This window comes from Streptomyces recifensis (assembly GCF_002154615.1).
Taxonomy (GTDB): domain Bacteria; phylum Actinomycetota; class Actinomycetes; order Streptomycetales; family Streptomycetaceae; genus Streptomyces; species Streptomyces griseoluteus.
In genome coordinates this window covers 1-2,522 of record NZ_MUNH01000635.1, presented here as the reverse complement: position 1 = coordinate 2,522, position 2,522 = coordinate 1, and the positions used below count along the sequence as shown (strand labels likewise).

The 2,522-nt window shown below is 70.6% G+C and carries 1 protein-coding gene and 1 pseudogene; both read right to left on the bottom strand.

Annotation, left to right across the window (positions count from 1 at the left end; genetic code table 11):
* Positions 1-701: pseudogene (locus tag CCN33_RS27485) on the bottom strand (cellulose-binding protein); the annotation flags it as partial.
* Between the two features lie 233 nt (positions 702-934).
* Positions 935-2,254, bottom strand: coding sequence for a radical SAM protein (locus tag CCN33_RS27480; protein ID WP_086696122.1), 1,320 nt, complete (start codon positions 2,252-2,254; stop codon positions 935-937).
* Positions 2,255-2,522 lie beyond the last annotated feature (268 nt).

Sequence of the window (2,522 nt, the reverse complement as noted above, 5' to 3'; positions counted from 1 at the left end):
CCTGCGCCGAGGCCGCCGCCGTGCAGGCGCAGGCAGGCGGCGGCCTCGGCGCAGGGGACGCAGGTGGCGAGGTGGCGGGAGAGGTCCTCGGGGGTCTCGGCTCCGGACGAGCGGGTGACGGCGTCCAGCAGGCGGGCGTAGCTGCGGCACTCGGCGTCCAGCGGGGTGTCGCGGTGGGCGCGGTGGCAGCGGTCGTGGAACAGCACGCGCACCTGGTCCAGTTCGGCGCCCGTGGTCAGCGGGTCCAGGCCCAGCCGGCGGGCGACGGTGGGCAGCGGGAGCGACTCCACCTCGGCGAGCCAGAGCAGCGTGGCGTCGGCCTCGGGCATGTCCCGAAGACCCCGCAGCGCGATGGGCCGGCCCAGCGGAGGACCCGTGTAACGGGCGGCCGCCTCGGAGTTGAGCCAGAGGCGGAGGTCGGGATCGAGCTGGTGTCCCTTGCCCGCGCTCTCCCACCCGGCCGCCGTCTCCCTCACCGCGGTGAGGAGTTGGGGGACGACCGGCAACCGGGCGGTACGGCCGCGCACGGCGCCCTGCGCGGCCCGCAGCTCCCGCATCCCCAACGTGAAAGCCTCGTCGGCCAGTTGGTGTGCCGTTCCCGCCCCGGCCGTGCACAGGTCGGCGTAGGAGAGAACCGCGTCCCAGCACTCGGCGAACAGCGCTGCCTCGGCAGCATCCTGAGGGGGCGACAGATCGGGCATCGGTCTCCAGCGTCCACGAGCGAGGGGCAACTCGCCACAGCGATTGTGGAGTTGGGGCCTCGCGGAGGCAGGAGCCTTTCACGCCGCCGCCGGGCTGACAAGCGGACCCGGCGGATCGGGTGAGCGGCTCGTCGCCCGGCGTGACCGTGACCGCCCGCCGCGCGCCCGCCACTCCGTCAGGGGATACGGAAGCGGACGCTCGGCGGTTCAGAACCGCGAGTCACAGGCCCGGTTCAGACCTCCACCCGCTCCTCCGCCGACAGGCTGTCCATGAAGGAGCTGACGGAGAACACCGCGTTGCCGGGGCCGGGCGGGCCGTAGCCGGGCGGGTAGGAGAGGCCGAAGTCGTCCATGGTGTTGCGGTACGCCTCGAGCAGCCGGATGTGGTACTCCAGCGGCGCGCCCTGCGGGTTGGCCTTGCCGAGCGGGGTGGTGGGCTCGGGGCACCAGGTGGTGAAGCGGGGCGTGATGCCGTGCGACATGAAGAAGCGCAGCCCCTCGGTGGTGGAGGCGATGGCCTCGTCGACGCTGGTGAAGCCGAAGGGCTCGGCCATCTCCACGCCCGCCACGAAGTTGGGGATCACGTTGCTCGCGCCGAACACGTCGGCGGAGTCCAGGATGCGCTTGTGCCACTCGTCCCGGCCGACGTACCGCTCCTTGCCGGGGCAGTACATCTTGAACAGGTACTCGTCCCACACCTCGAAGTTGGGGTGGTAGATCTGCACGCCGTAGTCCTTGAAGCGCTGCACGTCCGGCTTGGGCAGTGCCTGCGCGACGACCTTGCCGATCCAGCGGCCCGGGAAGTGCTCCTCGATGGCCTTGGCGTACCGCCCGTAGAAGTCGGCCTCGTCCAGCCCCTGGACCTTCGTCGTGATCGCCCCGCCCGTGAGGGTGTACGCGGTGGAGATCTTGGCCGTGTCGTACTTGTCGATGATCTCCAGCGCCTCGAGGACCTCGTCGACGTCCTTCACGCCCGTGTACGGCCGGCCCGCCGCCTTGTGCTGGCGCCAGTTGTGGTTGATGTCGCAGTACTGGCACTCCTCCTTGGCGCCGAAGTACTGGCAGACGCGGAACGCGGTCAGATAGATCAGGTAGCCCCACTGGATGGTCGGGGCCACCTCCATGACCGACTTCCCGTTGGAGAGCTTGTGCCGGTAGTACTCCGGCATCGGCGGCACGCCGACGTCGGAGATCCGCTTGCCGTCGAGGTAGAGGCCGAGCCGGCCGTGCTCGTCGGCGGCGACCCGGTAGGGGGAGGCGGGGTTCACCCGCACGGAGACGACCGTACGGCGCAGGTCGTAGGGGCCGCCGGTGAGGATGATCTCCTCGGGGGGCCTGCGCAGCGCGGCCTCGCCCAGCTCGGGGAGGGTGCCGTGGTCGAAGGAGAAGATGAAGTACGACTTCGGCTTGACCTCGCCGCCCTCGTTGTCGCTGAGGGCCGAGGCGTCGAAGGCGACTCCGCCCCGGAGCAGGTCCTCCTTGAAGACGGCCTCCCGCGGCACATGCGGGAACCGCTCCATCAGATCCTCGACCAGCGCGGTGCGGCTGCCCATCCCTGTCTCCTCCCGGCTCACACGTACATCTCACACCGTATGCCCCCACTTCCCGGCAAGCCCTCCCGGGGGGCTGTGAGGCACGCGACGTGTTGTCCCGCGGTCCAGGTCTTCGCAGGTCGCGGCAGTGATGAGAGGGTCTGGGCACAGGCACTCTCGGGAGGGACGGCAGGGATGACCAAGTCGGCACGGGCGGTCACCAACTGGGCGCGGAACATCACGTACACGGCCGACGAGTTCCACCGGCCCACCTCGCCGGACGCGCTGC